Raw genomic sequence first — 14,717 nt, forward strand, 5'->3', positions numbered from 1 at the left:
CCGTAGGCTCGTCCTTCGTGAGTACGCGCCCGGCACCGGCAGTCAGACAGGGACTCCGTCAGGAACACGGCAACGATGCCGTCTGCGCGGTGCGCGACCTGGTGAAGACCTATCCCGCCGCCCGCGCCCGGCGCGGCAGGCCGGCGACCCCCGAGGTCCGCGCCACCGACGGCATCGGTCTGACGGTGGGCCGCGGCGAGATCTTCGGTCTGCTCGGCCCCAACGGCGCCGGCAAGTCCACCCTCGTACGCCAGCTGACCGGCCTGATGCGGCCCGACAGCGGCAGCGTCGAGATCCTCGGCCACGACATCGTGCGGCACCCCGAGCGGGCCGCGCGCATCCTCGCGTACCTGGGGCAGGAGTCCACCGCCCTCGACGAGCTGACCGTCTCGCTCGCCGTCGAGACGACCGGGCGGCTGCGCGGGCTCGACGTGCCGCGGGCGCGGGCCGAGCGGGACGCGGTCCTCGAGGAGCTGGGGCTCACACCTCTGGCCTCGCGGCCGCTGAAGAAGCTTTCCGGCGGGCAGCGCAGGCTGGCCTGCTTCGCCACCGCCCTGGTGGGGGAGCGGCAGCTGCTCGTCCTCGACGAGCCGACCACCGGCATGGACCCCGTCGCGCGGCGCGCCGTCTGGGCGGCGATCGACTGGCGCCGGGCCGAGCGCGGGACCACGGTCGTCCTGGTCACCCACAACGTGATCGAGGCCGAGACCGTCCTCGACCGGGTCGCCGTGCTCGACCAGGGCAAGGTCATCGCCTGCGACAGTCCGGCCGGGCTCAAGGAGAAGGTCGCCGACGAGGTGCGGGTGGAACTGGTGTGGCGGGAGCGGGCGCCGTTGGGCGTCCCCGAAGTGGCCGCGCTCCGCCCTCTCGCGGTCGAGTCGGGGCGGCGCTGGACGCTGCGGCTCGCGCCCGACGCGGCGCGGGCCGCCGTCGCCGCGGTGACCGGCGGGGCCGCGTTCGCCGCCCTTGACGACTTCACGCTCGCCACGCCGAGCCTGGAGGACGTCTACCTCGCGTTGGGCGGGAGTGCGCAGGGGTTGGTCAAGGCGTGACTCTTTTCGCGGCTCGGTGCGGCCGTTCCCGCGCCGCCTGTAGGGACAAAGACGGAGGGGTTGTCCGGTGAGTGCAGTTCCCTTGGAAGCCGCCGTGCGGGCCGGCAGCGGCTCCACGGAGCAGGAGGCCGAAGGGCCGGCGCCGCTCGGGCCGCGGGCGCGGCTGTTCCCCGCCCTCTCGGCCGTCTACCGCGCGCAGCTGTCCCGGGCCAGGGTCGCCCGGATACCGCTGCTCTTCGTGGCGACCTTCCAGTCCGTCGGCATCATGATCCTGATGCGCGGCGTCGTCGACGGGGGCGGTGAGGCGCGGGCCGTCGTCGCCGGTTCCTCCGTGCTCGTCGTCGCCTTCGTCGCGCTCAACCTGCTCGCGCAGTACTTCGGGCAGCTCCGCTCCGACGGGGGGCTCGACCACTACGCCACGCTGCCCGTGCCGCCCGCCGCGGTGGTCCTCGGGGCCGCCGCCGCGTACGCCTCCTTCACGGTGCCGGGCACCTTCGTCACGGCGATCGTCGGGTGCGGGCTCTTCGGGCTCCCGTTCACGCACCTGTGGGTGCTCCTCGCGGTGATCCCGCTCGCCGGTGCCGCGCTCGCCGGGCTCGGCGCGGCCCTCGGCCTGCTCGCGCCGCGGCCCGAACTGGCCACGCTCCTCGGGCAGATGGGCATGTCGGCGGCGCTGCTGCTCGGTGTGCTCCCGGCCGACCGCATGCCGACGCTGTTGCAGTACGCGCGTGACCTGCTGCCCTCGACGTACGGCGTGGAGGCTTTCGCCCGTACGTTCGGACCGGATCCGGACTGGGCCGTCGTGGTCCTGGACCTGGCGGTCTGCGCCGGAGTGGGCGTGGTCTCGCTGGCCGTCGCGACCTGGGCGTTCCGCCGGGCAGCCGTCCGGTGACGCGCCGCACAGGGAGTCCTGGCACGATGTGAGGGTGACCGCACCGCTGACACCCTCCCAACCGCCGCACCACCGACCCTCGCACGACCCCTGGCAGGCAGCCGCGCAGCCGTCGGGAGCGACGTCTCCTCACGGGTACGAGGAGGAGGACGGTCCCGGCATGAAGACCGAAGTGCGGCAGGCCGCGGTGATCATGGTCGTGGTGGCTGTCGCCGGAGTGCTGCTCGCGCTGCTGTGGACGTGGCTCGCGCCGCGGGTGCCGCTCATCTCGGACGGCAGGCTGGTCTTCCTCAAGGACACCGAGGGCGAGCAGGCGATAGGCGTGGACGGAACGTTCACTCTGCTGTCGCTCGGCTTCGGCCTCGTCAGCGGGGCCGTCGTCTTCCTGTGGCGCAAGCGCGGCGGAATTCCGCTGGTCGCGGGGCTCGCGCTCGGCAGCCTGTTCGGGGCGCTGCTCGCCTGGCGGGCCGGCATCTGGCTCGGCCCGCAGACGGACGTCGTGGCGCACGCCAAGGCCGTCGGCAAGGGCGTCGTCTTCGACGCGCCGCTCGAACTCAAGGCCAAGGGCACGCTCCTCGCCTGGCCGGTGGCCGCGCTCGCCGTGCACCTCGGTCTCACCGCGATGTTCGGACCGCGGGACCCGGAGCCGTATCCGGCACCGGTCGCCCACGAAGGGCCTGGTGCGCCCTACGAAGGCCCCGGCGCCGCGTCCTAGCTCGTTCCGGCCCGCCCCAGCTCTTCCCGGCTCGTCCTAGGCGGGCCGCTTCCCGTGGTTGGCCTTGCGCTTCTTCGCCCGCCACTTCCGCATGCGCGTCTTCTTCGACATGCCCTCGGTACTAGTCCCGCCCGGGGCATGTGTCGAGGGCGTTTTCACGTCGTCCGTCTCACGCCCGGCCGACGGGCGCGAGGACCGCGCCGGTGAGCTCCGCCAGGTCGCCCGGCGCCAGCTCGACCTCCAGGCCGCGGCGGCCCGCCGAGACGCAGACCGTGGCGTGCGCCGACGCCGAGTCGTCCAGGACCGTGCGCAGCTTCTTGCGCTGGCCGAGCGGGGAGATGCCACCCCTCACGTAACCGGTGGTGCGCTCGGCGGCCGCCGGGTCCGCCAGCACGGCGCGCTTGCCGGAGACCGCGGCGGCCAAGGCCTTCAGGTCCAGGGTGCCCGCGACGGGGACGACGGCCACCGTGAGCTCGCCGTCGACCTCGGCGACCAGCGTCTTGAAGACCCGGTCGGGGGAGACGCCCATGGCCTCGGCGGCCTCCTCGCCGTACGACGGGTGGGACGGGTCGTGCTCGTAGGCGTGGACGGTGAAGGCCACGCCCGCCGCGGTGAGCGCCACCGTCGCCGGGGTCCCCGCCGACTGCTGTTTCTTCTGCTTCTTCGCCAAAGTACTCGCGCCTTACGTGGCTCAGTTGAGGCTGGTCGTCCCGCGGGTCAGCTCCGTCGCGGGCAGCGACGGCAGGTTACGGATGATCGCGGTCTCCGCGCGAAGCGTTTTCAGCTCGTCCCGCAGCCGCGACGCGGTGTCCGGAGCCTCCAGGAGCCGCTGCTTCGTCGGGGTGTCCAGGACGGCCGCCGCGGCGACGAGGTAGGACACGACGGACGGGTCGTCCGGCAGCTCGGCTCCCGTGGACAGCGAGCCCTCCCGCGCCCCGGCCAGCCGCTTCTGGTAGGAGCGGAAGGCACGCAGGACGCCCTCGGCCAGGGCGCCCGCGCCGTCGCCCGGCTCCTCGGGCACCTCCTCGACCTCGGCGGTGAGGAAGGCCCCGGAGGCGTCGACGGAGTGGATGCGCACGCGCGTCGTACCGGTGGCGAGGACCTCGAAGCCGCCGTCGGCGCGCTCCCTGATCGTCGCCGCGTCCGCCACGCACCCCATGGTGTGGAAGGCCTTGAGCGGGTCGTCGCCGAAGCCCGCGGCGGGGCCGTGCTCGGGCAGCGCCGTCGGGTCGGGGAGGCCGGGCGCGCTCGGCGCCACCTCCAGGCCGTCGCGGATCGCGACGACGGCGAACCTGCGCTGCTCCTCCTCGGGGGTCTTGAGCAGTTCGCGCATCATGGCGCGATATCGCTCCTCGAAGACGTTCAGCGGCACGACGAGGCCGGGGAACAGCACCGAGTTGAGCGGAAAGAGCGGAAGCCGGGTGGTCACGACCGGCAAGCCTAATGCTCACCGGGGCGGTCGCGTTCGCTCGGCCAGATCCTGGAGCCGCGCAGCGGCGTCATCGAGGCCACTTCGATGCGTACGCCGTCGCGCAGCTCCAGGAACTGGCCGAGCGGATCGTCGGCCATCCGGTCCCAGGGGAAGGACGTCGCGTACGGCCCGATCAGGCGCAATTGCTCCAGCGCGTCGTCCCAGCGCTCCAGACGGACCAGGACGTACGTGAGGAGGTTGCGGACCTCGGCGGGCCACGGGTCCCCGGCCTCGTACGCGCACGAGAGGGCGATCGCGAGGTCGGCGGCCGTGTCCAGGCGCTCGCGCGGCACGTTCCCGGAGGGGCTGGTCAGGTAGGCGAAGGCGGCCCGCGCCGGGAGGACCTGTATCAGCGAGCCGGGCAGCGCGTCGGCCGCGGCGCGCTCGGCGAAGTCGAAGCACTCGCGGTGCGAGCCGTACCAGGCCGCCGACAGGTATTGCAGGGCGGAGGCGTGGCAGCCGTAGTGGTACGAGGAGCGGCGCACCGCCTCCTCCCACAGCTGCTCGAAGACGGTGTGCGGGGCGTGCGTGCCGCGGGCGTGGTCGAGGGCGATCCGCCAGGGCACCGGGTCGCGCGGGTCGGCCTCCGCGGCGGCGGTCAGCAGCGGCCCCGACTCGCGCAGGAGCTCGGCGCGGGCCGGCGACTCCCAGCCCCGGACGACCGCGAGCTCGGCCTTGACGAGCAGGGCGTCCGGGTCGTGCGGGGACGCGCCGAGCCAGTCGTCGAACCACTCGGGGCGGGAGCGGGCGAAGGCGGCGAGCCGGGTGGCGTAGCGGTCGCGGTTCTCCCACTCGGCGGCCTCGCGGGTGGTGGCGAGGACCTTCGAGGCCGGGCCGTAGTCACCGCGCCCGGCAGCGACGAGCGCGGGAGCGAGCCGCTCGTCGGGCACGTCCAGGAGGACCTCGTCGTCCGGCGGCAGTCCGGCGGCGAGCCGCGGGGTGTGCCGGACCATGCGGGCGGTACGGATGAAGGCACGCAGCACCGTGCCCTCCTTTGCGCCTCAACCGGCGCCGCTGGCGCGGTCTCGCCGGTCACCGTCGTGGTTGCTCGTTTGTCGGTCGCAGGGATGACGGCCCGAGGAGGGGGAAGGTTGCCCGCCCACGCATAACGGTTCAGCCGCCGGCCGCTCAGTTGCGGCGCAGCAGCCGGGTCGCGCCCGCCGCCACCGTGGTGGCGAGGACCCAGCCGAGCAGGATCAGCGCGGTCGAGAACCACTGCCAGCCGCCGCGCAGCTGCCAGTACGTGTCCTGGCCGAGGTTGATGACGGGCAGCAGCAGGTCGAGGGAGAAGAGGGCCGGGTTCCAGTGCGGGTGCTCGCCCGGCTTGATCGCCGGATGGTCGGCGCGCGAGAACGCCACCGCGCTGATCGCCCACAGCACGGCCATCCAGACCGCGGCCCGGCCCGGACGGTAGCCGTAGGCGACGGTCCAGTCCTGCGCGTACCCCCAGAGCTTCGCGGCCAGCGGCAGCGTCTCGCGGCGCCGGCGCTGCTTGGCGAGGAGGACCTCGCGGGCGTCGGCGTCCTCACCGCCGTTGCGCAGGACGGCGGCGAGCTTCTCGTACGGCTCGGGGTTGTACTCGGCCGTCGCGGCAAGCACCCAGTCGAGGCGCCGGGAGAGCGGGAAGCTGCCCTGCGGCACGAGGTTCTCGTACGTGAAGCCGCCCATCTGGAGGCCGCCGGGCCCCGGCCAGCTGCTCGCCCTGTCGATGAGGTTGACGACCTTGGCGCCGGACAGCACGACTTTCCCGCGCTGCGGCGCCTCGCCGAGGAAGCGGAGCTCGGGCGTCTGGACGCGGCGCAGCGAGATCTCCTGGTCGGTCTGGAGCGTGAAGCGGGCGTGCGCGAAGTCGATGGCGTCGCCGAAGCGGCCGTCGTCGAGGCGGATGCCGCCCTCGCACTCGAAGCGCTGCACGCGGGTGCCGCGCGCCGGCGTCGTGCCGCTGGTCTGCGGCGGATTGCCGACGGCCGCCGGGGTCAGGTACAGGGTGCGCTCGACGGTCATCTGCGGGGCGTTCAGGGCGTGCCTGCCGTACTGGTTGATCAGCTTGCTGCCGCGCAGGCTGAGCGAGACGCCGATCTTCGCGCCGCGCAGGCTCAGCATGCCGTGCGACTCCATCATCTCGGCCTGGAGGTCCTGCCCGACGGTGAGGCCGTCGCCGGTGATGGAGTGGCTGCGCCGGTCGCGGTAGATCACGGCCTGGTTCAGCAGCAGGTCGGTGCCGATGTGCGCGTCCGTGAGGCGGATGCCGTTGTGGATCCGGCAGCGGGGCAGGTGCAGATCGCCCTCGGTGTGCAGCCGCGCCGCCTCGATCCGGGGGATCGAGCAGTCGACGAGCCGCAGCGTCGCGAAGCGGGCCTCGGGGAGGAGGACCTCCTTCTCGAAACGGCAGTGCTTCATCTCCGTGTACGGGACGACCGTGCCGCCCGCGAGGTCGAGCGGATCGGTGATCTGCACGCCCGCCAGCTTCAGCGAGGACACCCGGCCCGCCAGCGCGGGCGGCCCGTCGAGCAGCAGCCAGCACACGATGCGCGCCCGCACGCTGCGCTCGGGCCCCCAGGGGTGCCCGCCGTGCGGGTCGTCGGCGGCCGGATCACCCGATCGGAGGTCGTAGACGCTGCCGTTGCGGAAGGCCTGCCACATGCCGATCTCCGCGGCGGTCAGCCCGTCCGGCGGGTCACCGGCGGCGGAGTCGTCGACCACTGCTGTTGCCCTCCGTCCTGCGGTGCGAGTTGCTCTCGTACACCTGTTTCATGCCCGCTGTGTGACCGGCTGAACGCTAGTGGTGAACACGGTCTTCCGTGGTTGATATCAGCCAGTGATACGGGCGAACGACGTCGAAAGAAGGTCTGAGAGAATTGGGCATGTGATCTCTCGAATCGATCTGCGCGGCGATGCCCTCACGGAGTTTCCGTCCGGGTCCGCCCTGCGCGCCATGCTGCCCCGTGCCGACTTCGACGTCGCGGCCGCCCTGGAGAAGGTGCGGCCCATCTGCGAGGACGTGCATCATCGTGGCGACGCGGCGCTGATCGAGTACGCGGAGAAGTTCGACGGCGTGCGCCTGGACCAGGTCCGCGTCCCCGCCGCCGCGCTCACCGAGGCCCTCGCCGGTCTCGACCCGGCCGTGCGCGAGGCCCTGGAGGAGTCCATCCGCCGCGCCCGCGCCGTCCACCGCGAGCAGCGCCGCGCCCCGCACACCACGCAGGTCGTGCCCGGCGGCACCGTCACCGAGAAATGGGTGCCCGTCGAGCGCGTCGGGCTCTACGCACCCGGCGGCCGGTCCGTCTACCCCTCGTCCGTGATCATGAACGCCGTTCCGGCGCAGGAGGCGGGCGTCGAGTCGATGGCGCTCGCGTCCCCGCCGCAGGCCGACTTCGGCGGACTGCCGCACCCGACCATCCTCGCCGCCTGCGCGCTCCTCGGCATCGACGAGGTGTACGCGGTCGGCGGCGCCCAGGCCGTCGCGATGTTCGCGTACGGCACCGAGAGCTGCGCCGCCGCCAACATGGTCACGGGCCCCGGCAACATCTGGGTCGCGGCCGCCAAGCGCTACTTCACCGGCCGGATCGGCATCGACACGGAGGCGGGCCCGACCGAGATCGCGGTCCTCGCCGACGACACCGCCGACCCGGCGCACGTCGCCTCCGACCTGATCAGCCAGGCCGAGCACGACCCGCTCGCGGCCGCCGTCCTCGTCACGGACTCCGTGGCGCTCGCGGACGCCGTAGAGAAGGAGCTGGCGCCGCAGATCGCCGCCACCAAGCACGTCGAGGACCGGATCGTCCCCGCGCTGAGCGGCCGCCAGTCCGCGATCGTCCTGGTCGACGGCCTGGAGGAGGGCCTGCGGGTCGTCGACGCGTACGGCGCCGAGCACCTGGAGATCCAGACCGGTGACGCGGCCGCCGTCGCGGGGCGCGTGAAGAACGCGGGCGCGATCTTCGTCGGCCCCTGGGCGCCGGTGTCCCTCGGCGACTACTGCGCGGGCTCCAACCACGTCCTGCCCACCGGCGGCTGCGCCTGCCACTCCTCGGGGCTCAGCGTCCAGTCCTTCCTGCGCGGCATCCACATCGTGGACTACTCGCGCGAGGCCCTCGCCGATGTCGCGCACCACGTCGTGACGCTCGCCGAGGCGGAGGACCTGCCCGCGCACGGCGCGGCCGTCAAGGCACGGTTCGGATGGAAGGTGCCGAACCAGTGAGCGACGTACGCATCGACGACCTCCCCGTCCGCGACGAGCTGCGCGGCAAGTCGCCCTACGGCGCGCCCCAGCTCGACGTCCCCGTGCGCCTGAACACCAACGAGAACCCGTACCCGCTGCCCGAACCGCTCGTCGAACGCATCGCCGAGCGGGTCCGCGAGGCCGCCCGCGACCTCAACCGCTACCCCGACCGGGACGCCGTCGAGCTGCGCACGGAGCTCGCCCGCTACCTCACCCGCACCGGAGGGCACGAGGTCACCCTCGCCAACGTCTGGGCGGCGAACGGCTCCAACGAGGTCATCCAGCAGCTCCTGCAGACCTTCGGCGGCCCCGGCCGCACGGCCATCGGCTTCGAGCCCTCGTACTCGATGCACGGCCTCATCGCCCGCGGCACCGGCACCGGCTGGATCTCGGGCCCGCGCCACGACGACTTCACGATCGACGTCGAGGCTGCCACGAAGGCCATCGCCGAGTACCGGCCGGACGTCGTCTTCATCACGACCCCCAACAACCCCACCGGCAACGCCGTCTCCGCCGAGACGGTCCTCGCCCTGTACGAGGCGGCGCAGGCCGCGAAGCCGTCCATCGTCGTGATCGACGAGGCGTACGTCGAGTTCAGTCACGGCGACTCGCTGCTCCCGCTGATCGAGGGCCGGCCGCACCTCGTCGTCTCCCGCACCATGTCGAAGGCATTCGGCGCCGCGGGACTGCGCCTCGGCTACCTCGCCGCCGCCCCCGCGGTTGTCGACGCCGTACAGCTCGTACGCCTGCCGTACCACCTGTCCGCCGTCACGCAGGCCACCGCGCTCGCCGCCCTGGAGCACACGGACACGCTCCTGGGATACGTCGAGCAGCTCAAGGCCGAGCGCGACCGCCTCGTCACCGAGCTGCGCGCGATGGAGTACGAGGTGACCGACTCCGACGCCAACTTCGTGCAGTTCGGGCGGTTCGAAGGAGAAGGGGCCGCGCACCGGGTGTGGCAGCGGATTCTCGACCGGGGCGTCCTGGTCCGGGACAACGGAGTGCCGGGGTGGCTCCGGGTGTCCACCGGAACCCCCGCAGAAAACGACGCGTTCCTCGATGCGGTACGCGAACTGAAGAAGGAGCGAGACGCATGAGCCGCGTAGGACGGGTCGAACGCACCACGAAGGAGACGTCGGTCCTCGTCGAGATCGATCTCGACGGCACCGGAAAGGTCGATGTGTCGACCGGCGTGGGCTTCTACGACCACATGCTCGACCAGCTCGGCCGCCACGGCCTCTTCGACCTCACGGTCAAGACCGAGGGCGACCTGCACATCGACTCGCACCACACCATCGAGGACACCGCGCTCGCGCTCGGCGCAGCCTTCAAGCAGGCGCTCGGCGACAAGGTCGGCATCTACCGCTTCGGCAATTGCACCGTGCCGCTGGACGAGTCGCTCGCCCAGGTGACGGTCGACCTGAGCGGCCGCCCCTACCTCGTGCACACCGAGCCCGAGAAGATGGCGCCGATGATCGGCGAGTACGACACGACGATGACCCGGCACATCCTGGAGTCCTTCGTCGCGCAGGCCCAGATCGCGCTGCACGTCCACGTGCCGTACGGCCGCAACGCCCACCACATCGTGGAGTGCCAGTTCAAGGCCCTGGCCCGCGCGCTGCGTTACGCGTCCGAGCGCGACCCGCGCGCGGCCGGCATCCTTCCGTCCACGAAGGGCGCGCTGTAACCCATGACCGGTCTCAACACCATCCTCATCGTCGTCGGGCTCTTCCTGATCGGCGGCATCATCTCCTTCGTCAAGCAGGGCATGCCGAAGAGCCTGATCACGCTGCTCTCCATCGGCGCAGCGATGTGCCTGGCCGCGGGCATCCTGCGGCTCGACTACTGGAACTGACGGGAGGAGTACGCGACATGAGCTCTCCCAAGAAGGTCGTCGTCTTCGACTACGGCTTCGGCAACGTGCGCTCCGCCGAGCGCGCCCTCGCGCGCGCGGGCGCCGACGTCGAGATCACCCGCGACTACGACACGGCCATGAACGCCGACGGCCTCCTCGTGCCCGGCGTCGGCGCCTTCGCCGCCTGCATGCGGGGCCTCAAGGAGGCGCGCGGCGACTGGATCGTCGGCCGCCGCCTGGCCGGCGGACGCCCCGTGATGGGCATCTGCGTCGGCATGCAGATCCTCTTCGCGCGCGGTATCGAGCACGGCGAGGAGACCGAGGGCCTGGACGAGTGGCCCGGCACGGTCGAACCGCTGAAGGCCGAGATCGTCCCGCACATGGGCTGGAACACCGTCCAGGCCTCCGCGGGGTCCCCGCTCTTCAAGGGCCTGGACGACGACGCCCGCTTCTACTTCGTGCACTCCTACGCCGTGCACGACTGGACCCTGGAAGTCGCGAACCCGGCGATGCGCGCCCCGTACGTGCACTGGTCCACGCACGGCGAGCCTTTCGTGGCGGCCGTCGAGAACGGCGCCCTGAGCGCCACCCAGTTCCACCCCGAGAAGTCCGGCGACGCCGGCGCCCAGCTCCTCACCAACTGGATCGGAACCCTGTGAGCATCCTCGAACTCCTTCCCGCCGTCGACGTCCGCGACGGCCAGGCCGTACGCCTCGTCCACGGCGAGTCCGGCTCGGAGACCTCCTACGGCTCCCCGCTGGAGGCCGCCCTCGCCTGGCAGCGGTCGGGCGCCGAGTGGCTGCATCTGGTCGACCTGGACGCGGCGTTCGGCACCGGCGACAACCGCGAGTTGATCTCCGAGGTCGCGGGCGCCATGGACATCAAGGTCGAGCTGTCCGGCGGCATCCGCGACGACGCCTCGCTGGCCGCCGCCCTCGCCACCGGCTGCACCCGCGTCAACCTCGGCACGGCCGCCCTGGAGACCCCGGAGTGGGTCGCCAAGGTCATCGCCGAGCACGGCGACAAGATCGCGGTCGGCCTCGACGTACGCGGTACGACGCTGCGCGGCCGCGGCTGGACCCGCGACGGCGGCGACCTCTACGAGACGCTGGCGCGCCTGGACTCCGAGGGCTGCGCGCGCTACGTGGTCACCGACATCGCCAAGGACGGCACGCTCCAAGGCCCCAACCTGGAGCTGCTGCGCAACGTGTGCGCTGCCACCGACCGCCCGGTCGTGGCGTCCGGCGGCGTTTCCTCCCTGGACGACCTGCGCGCCATCTCCGAGCTCGTCCCGCTCGGCGTCGAGGGCGCGATCGTCGGCAAGGCGCTGTACGCGAAGGCGTTCACCCTCGAAGAGGCCCTCGCCGCGGTGGCGTCGTCATGAGTGACTCCGTGCGCCGGGTGAGCTCGGGCGGCCCGTGGGAGGACGTCATCGGCTACTCCCGCGCCGTCGAGCTGCCGAACGGTCTCGTCCTGGTGTCCGGGTGCACCTCCGTGGTGAACGGCGTCATCGACGCGGGCACCCCGTACGAGCAGACGGTCAACGCCTTCCGGACCGCGTTCGACGCCCTGAAGAAGCTGGGCCTCGGCCGCGAGCACGTCGTCCGCACCCGCATGTACCTCACGCACGCGCGGGACGTCGACGACGTGGGCCGCGCCCACAAGGAGCTCTTCGACGACGTGCGGCCCGCCGCGTCGATGCTGATCGTCTCCGGCTTCATCGACCCCAGCCTGGTCGTCGAGGTCGAGGTGGAGGCGTACGGTCCGCGTGCTGCCAGGGGAGGTGCGGAATGACTCTCTCCGTACGCGTGATCCCCTGCCTCGACGTGGACAACGGCCGCGTCGTCAAGGGCGTCAACTTCCAGAACCTGCGCGACGCGGGCGACCCCGTCGAGATGGCCAAGGTGTACGACGCCGAGGGCGCCGACGAGCTGACCTTCCTGGACATCACCGCGTCGTCCGGCAACCGCGAGACGACGTACGACGTGGTCCGCCGCACCGCCGAGCAGGTCTTCATCCCGCTCACCGTGGGCGGCGGCGTGCGCACCGCGCAGGACGTCGACAAGCTGCTGCGCGCGGGCGCGGACAAGGTGGGCGTGAACACGGCCGCCATCGCCCGCCCGGAGCTGATCCGCGAGATCGCTGAGCGGTTCGGGCGCCAGGTCCTCGTCCTCTCGGTGGACGCGCGCCGGACTGCCTCCGGCTCCTTCGAGGTGACGACGCACGGCGGCCGCAAGTCCGCGGGCATCGACGCCGTCGATTGGGCGCACCGGGCCGCCGAGCTCGGCGCGGGCGAGATCCTGCTCAACTCGATGGACGCCGACGGCACGAAGGACGGCTACGACATCGAGATGATCTCGGCGGTGCGCAAGCACGTCGGCGTCCCCGTCATCGCGTCCGGCGGCGCGGGCCGCCTGGAGCACTTCCCGCCGGCCGTCGCGGCGGGCGCGGACGCGGTGCTCGCCGCATCGGTCTTCCACTTCGGCGACCTGCGGATCGGCGAGGTCAAGGGAACGCTGCGGGGGGCGGGGTACCCGGTGCGGTAACTCCTCGGACGGGTCTATAGGGCCCCGGTCACCCGATGCGGGTGGCCGGGGCCTTCTCGTTCCCAGACGCGAAAGGAAAGTTGCGCAATTATTGTTGTGCAATTTTTCTTTCGTATCTACCGTGAGGTCATGGACAACCGTCGCCGGATCACGGACCTCGGCACCCTCAAGGCCTTCGGGCACCCCCTGCGGATGAAGCTGTACGGCGCGTTGCGCGCGGGCGGCCCCGCCACCGCCTCGCAGCTCGGCGCGCAGGTCGACGAGGCCGTCTCGCTCGTCAGCTACCACCTGCGCAAGCTCGCCGAGCACGGCCTCATCGAGGAGGCCGAGGCGCAGAGCGAGGACGCGCGGGAGCGCTGGTGGCAGGCCGCGCAGGACACCCTGAGCTTCCGGCACGAGGACTTCAAGGACACACCGGAAGGCGCGGCCACGCACGCCGCAGTCCTCCGCGGCCTGATCGCCCACCGCAGGGAACAGTACGAGACCTACCTGGACCAGCAGGCGGCCTGGGGCGCCGAGTGGCGCACGGCGGCGGACCAGTCGGACTTCCTCGCCCGGCTGAACCCCGCCGAACTCACCCGGCTGAACGCCGAGATCCACGCGCTGGTCAGGGCGTACGAGGAACAGGGCAGGGCCGCCGAGGCGGCGGGGGACACCGAGGGACGCGAGAACGTCGCCGTCCACCTGGCCAGCTTCCCCTTCAGGCTCTGAGAGGACGCGCCATGACCACCGCCTTGGCCGCCCCGGCCGCGACCGGCCGCCCCGCCCACCGCGACGCCAACGTCCTGCGCTGGCTCGGCGCCTACACCGCGTCGATGGTCGGCGACGGGATCTACTTCGTCGCCCTGTCCTGGGCCGCGGCCCGCGGCGGCAGCCCAGGACAGGCGGGCCTGGTCCTCGCGGTCGGCGCCGTCCCCCGGGCCGTCCTCATGCTCGGCGGGGGAGTCGTCGCGGACCGCCTCGGCCCGCGCCGCATGGTGATCGGCAGCGACGCCGTCCGCTGCGCGGTGCTCCTCGCGGCCGCCCTGCTGCTGCTCGTCTCCTCGCCCGGCGTCTGGCTGCTCGCCTGCCTCGCCCTGGTCTTCGGCGCGGTCGACGCGCTGTTCCTGCCGAGCGTGGGCGCGCTGCCGCCGCGCATCACCGCCCCGGACCAGCTGGGACGGGTCCAGGGCATGCGGGGTCTGGCGCAACGCCTCGCCACCGTCGTCGCGGCACCCCTCGGCGGCCTCGCCGTGGCGCTCGGCGGACCGGCGGCCGCGTTCGGCGCCGGCGGCGCGCTGTTCGTCCTCTCGCTGGCGCTGCTGGCGGCCGTACGCCTGCGCCCGCTGCCCGCCGACGACGCCACGGCGCACGGCGGCTCGGCCCTGCGGCAACTCACCGACGGGCTGCGGTACATCCGCGGGCACCGGGTCCTCGCCCCGCTGACGCTCGTCGCGGCGGTGACGGAGCTCGGCTTCGCGGGACCCGCCAACATCGGCCTGGTGCTCCTCGCCGACCGGCGTGGCTGGGGCGCCACGGGAATGGGCTGGGTCATCGCGGGATTCGGCGTCGGCGCGGGGCTCGCCGCCCTCCTGCTCGCCGTACGCGGCCGGATACCCCGGGCCGGGGCGGTGCAGTCCGCGGGCGTCATCGCAGGCTCGGTCGCCCTGGCCGGCATCGGCTTCGCGCCCTCGGTCGCGGCGGCCACGGCGGCGGGGCTCTGCGTGGGCCTGTGCACCGGGCTCGGCGGCGCCCTGATCGCCGCGCTGACGCAGACCGCCGCCGCCCCCGCCTACCTGGGGCGCGTCACCTCCGTGGCCACCCTGTTCACCCTGGGTGTGGCACCGCTCTGCTATCCGGTCGTCGGCGCCGCGATCGGGGCATGGGGCATCGAACCGGTGTACACCACGTGCGCCGCGCTCAGCGCCGCGGGCGGCGTCATCGGACTCTGCTCACGCTCCCTGCGCCGCGCCGAACTCCCGCGCTGA

General features: G+C 72.6%; 17 protein-coding genes. 13 read left to right on the top strand and 4 right to left on the bottom strand.

Annotation, left to right across the window (positions count from 1 at the left end; translation table 11 throughout):
- Positions 1-89: 89 nt before the first annotated feature.
- The 3 genes from AB0N81_RS07550 (at position 90) to AB0N81_RS07560 (ending at position 2,659) form a co-directional block, all read left to right on the top strand.
- Positions 90-1,052 (top strand): ABC transporter ATP-binding protein, encoded by a 963-nt coding sequence (locus tag AB0N81_RS07550; protein ID WP_365356999.1) that lies wholly within the window; start codon positions 90-92, stop codon positions 1,050-1,052.
- A gap of 94 nt (positions 1,053-1,146) precedes the next feature.
- Positions 1,147-1,944: an ABC transporter permease gene (locus tag AB0N81_RS07555; RefSeq protein ID WP_365357000.1), complete on the top strand. Its 798-nt coding sequence runs from the start codon at positions 1,147-1,149 to the stop codon at positions 1,942-1,944.
- A gap of 34 nt (positions 1,945-1,978) precedes the next feature.
- Positions 1,979-2,659 (top strand): DUF2567 domain-containing protein, encoded by a 681-nt coding sequence (locus tag AB0N81_RS07560; RefSeq protein WP_365356544.1) that lies wholly within the window; start codon positions 1,979-1,981, stop codon positions 2,657-2,659.
- A gap of 169 nt (positions 2,660-2,828) precedes the next feature.
- Here AB0N81_RS07560 and ybaK read toward each other — a convergent pair whose 3' ends face one another.
- The 4 genes from ybaK to AB0N81_RS07580 all read right to left on the bottom strand — a co-directional run bounded on the left by ybaK (position 2,829) and on the right by AB0N81_RS07580 (position 6,773).
- Complete coding sequence (ybaK, locus tag AB0N81_RS07565; RefSeq protein ID WP_365356545.1) at positions 2,829-3,329, bottom strand: Cys-tRNA(Pro) deacylase; 501 nt, start codon at positions 3,327-3,329, stop codon at positions 2,829-2,831.
- A 21-nt stretch (positions 3,330-3,350) separates the two neighbouring features.
- Entirely contained in the window at positions 3,351-4,097 is a 747-nt protein-coding gene (locus tag AB0N81_RS07570) for an LON peptidase substrate-binding domain-containing protein (protein ID WP_365356547.1), read from the bottom strand.
- A gap of 2 nt (positions 4,098-4,099) precedes the next feature.
- Positions 4,100-5,083 carry a hypothetical protein gene (locus AB0N81_RS07575; RefSeq protein WP_365357002.1) on the bottom strand — a complete coding sequence of 328 codons (984 nt, stop codon included), beginning with the start codon at positions 5,081-5,083 and terminating at the stop codon, positions 4,100-4,102.
- A gap of 175 nt (positions 5,084-5,258) precedes the next feature.
- The gene (locus AB0N81_RS07580; protein ID WP_365357004.1) at positions 5,259-6,773 is read right to left on the bottom strand and encodes an oxidoreductase; all 1,515 of its coding nucleotides are present in this window, start codon (positions 6,771-6,773) and stop codon (positions 5,259-5,261) included.
- A gap of 223 nt (positions 6,774-6,996) precedes the next feature.
- Between AB0N81_RS07580 and hisD the strand changes: the two genes are divergently transcribed.
- The 10 genes from hisD to AB0N81_RS07630 all read left to right on the top strand — a co-directional run bounded on the left by hisD (position 6,997) and on the right by AB0N81_RS07630 (position 14,717).
- Entirely contained in the window at positions 6,997-8,328 is a 1,332-nt protein-coding gene (hisD, locus tag AB0N81_RS07585; protein ID WP_365356549.1) for a histidinol dehydrogenase, read from the top strand.
- Complete coding sequence (locus AB0N81_RS07590) at positions 8,325-9,446, top strand: histidinol-phosphate transaminase (protein ID WP_365356551.1); 1,122 nt, start codon at positions 8,325-8,327, stop codon at positions 9,444-9,446. The genes hisD and AB0N81_RS07590 overlap by 4 nt, the downstream gene beginning before the upstream one ends.
- Complete coding sequence (hisB, locus tag AB0N81_RS07595) at positions 9,443-10,036, top strand: imidazoleglycerol-phosphate dehydratase HisB (RefSeq protein WP_365356553.1); 594 nt, start codon at positions 9,443-9,445, stop codon at positions 10,034-10,036. Before AB0N81_RS07590 ends, hisB begins: the two co-directional genes overlap by 4 nt.
- Before the next feature lie 3 nt (positions 10,037-10,039).
- Positions 10,040-10,204, top strand: a complete 165-nt coding sequence (locus AB0N81_RS07600) for a hypothetical protein (protein WP_055563286.1) — start codon at positions 10,040-10,042, stop codon at positions 10,202-10,204.
- Between the two features lie 17 nt (positions 10,205-10,221).
- A complete protein-coding gene (gene hisH / locus AB0N81_RS07605; RefSeq protein ID WP_365356555.1) occupies positions 10,222-10,863 on the top strand; it encodes an imidazole glycerol phosphate synthase subunit HisH in 642 nt (213 codons plus the stop codon).
- The gene (priA, locus tag AB0N81_RS07610; protein ID WP_365356557.1) at positions 10,860-11,588 is read left to right on the top strand and encodes a bifunctional 1-(5-phosphoribosyl)-5-((5-phosphoribosylamino)methylideneamino)imidazole-4-carboxamide isomerase/phosphoribosylanthranilate isomerase PriA; all 729 of its coding nucleotides are present in this window, start codon (positions 10,860-10,862) and stop codon (positions 11,586-11,588) included. The genes hisH and priA overlap by 4 nt, the downstream gene beginning before the upstream one ends.
- Positions 11,585-11,998: a RidA family protein gene (locus tag AB0N81_RS07615; RefSeq protein ID WP_365356558.1), complete on the top strand. Its 414-nt coding sequence runs from the start codon at positions 11,585-11,587 to the stop codon at positions 11,996-11,998. The genes priA and AB0N81_RS07615 overlap by 4 nt, the downstream gene beginning before the upstream one ends.
- The gene (gene hisF / locus AB0N81_RS07620; RefSeq protein WP_365356560.1) at positions 11,995-12,750 is read left to right on the top strand and encodes an imidazole glycerol phosphate synthase subunit HisF; all 756 of its coding nucleotides are present in this window, start codon (positions 11,995-11,997) and stop codon (positions 12,748-12,750) included. Before AB0N81_RS07615 ends, hisF begins: the two co-directional genes overlap by 4 nt.
- A 129-nt stretch (positions 12,751-12,879) precedes the next feature.
- Positions 12,880-13,461: a helix-turn-helix domain-containing protein gene (locus AB0N81_RS07625; RefSeq protein WP_365356562.1), complete on the top strand. Its 582-nt coding sequence runs from the start codon at positions 12,880-12,882 to the stop codon at positions 13,459-13,461.
- 11 nt (positions 13,462-13,472) lie between these two features.
- Positions 13,473-14,717, top strand: a complete 1,245-nt coding sequence (locus AB0N81_RS07630; RefSeq protein WP_365356564.1) for an MFS transporter — start codon at positions 13,473-13,475, stop codon at positions 14,715-14,717.

It is taken from the genome of Streptomyces sp. NPDC093510 (genome assembly GCF_040683555.1).
Taxonomy (GTDB): domain Bacteria; phylum Actinomycetota; class Actinomycetes; order Streptomycetales; family Streptomycetaceae; genus Streptomyces.

Coding starts and splice junctions, on each gene's coding strand:
- hisB (WP_365356553.1), top strand. CDS start 9,443: ATGAGCCGCGTAGGACGGGTCGAACGCACCACGAAGGAGACGTCGGTC.
- AB0N81_RS07615 (WP_365356558.1), top strand. CDS start 11,585: ATGAGTGACTCCGTGCGCCGGGTGAGCTCGGGCGGCCCGTGGGAGGAC.
- AB0N81_RS07630 (WP_365356564.1), top strand. CDS start 13,473: ATGACCACCGCCTTGGCCGCCCCGGCCGCGACCGGCCGCCCCGCCCAC.
- AB0N81_RS07600 (WP_055563286.1), top strand. CDS start 10,040: ATGACCGGTCTCAACACCATCCTCATCGTCGTCGGGCTCTTCCTGATC.
- AB0N81_RS07625 (WP_365356562.1), top strand. CDS start 12,880: ATGGACAACCGTCGCCGGATCACGGACCTCGGCACCCTCAAGGCCTTC.
- AB0N81_RS07575 (WP_365357002.1), bottom strand. CDS start 5,083: ATGGTCCGGCACACCCCGCGGCTCGCCGCCGGACTGCCGCCGGACGAC.
- AB0N81_RS07580 (WP_365357004.1), bottom strand. CDS start 6,773: ATGTGGCAGGCCTTCCGCAACGGCAGCGTCTACGACCTCCGATCGGGT.
- hisF (WP_365356560.1), top strand. CDS start 11,995: ATGACTCTCTCCGTACGCGTGATCCCCTGCCTCGACGTGGACAACGGC.
- hisH (WP_365356555.1), top strand. CDS start 10,222: ATGAGCTCTCCCAAGAAGGTCGTCGTCTTCGACTACGGCTTCGGCAAC.